1 protein-coding gene is annotated in these 398 nt (G+C 36.4%); it reads left to right on the forward strand.

The annotated features are described in order from the left end of the window. Positions 1-397, forward strand: a 397-nt coding sequence (locus C406_RS0119020) for a transposase (protein ID WP_017382220.1), incomplete at its 5' end; no start/stop codon positions are given. Position 398: the final 1 nt, after the last annotated feature.

Genomic DNA, 398 nt, shown 5'->3' on the forward strand with positions numbered 1-398 from the left:
AAGTGTAAAACAGGTTTATTCTGTTAAATTCAAACTGGATGTATTAAACTTTATGAAACAAACAGGTGCTTCTTATCAAGACACAGCGATTCAATTTAACATGAATAATCCAACGTTAATAGTGAATTGGAACGGTAAATTTTTTAAAGAAGGGATAGAAGGCCTGAAAGAAAAAGTGAAGGGACGGCCTCCTATGTCTAAAAATCCTAAAATCAAAGCTGTAAAACAAGAAAGTACAGAATCTCGTGAAGAACTGTTAGAACGTGAAATTGAGCTCCTTCGTCTTGAGGTCGCCTATTTAAAAAAGTTGAAAGCTTTTCGGGAGAAACCGGACGTCTATCTCGAAAAGCACAAGCAGCGTTGGCATTCGAACTCAAAGAAGAAGGATTCCGATTAAA

The sequence above is a fragment of the Paenisporosarcina sp. TG-14 genome, from assembly GCF_000297555.1.
In the GTDB taxonomy this organism is placed as follows: Bacteria; Bacillota; Bacilli; order Bacillales_A; family Planococcaceae; genus Paenisporosarcina; species Paenisporosarcina antarctica.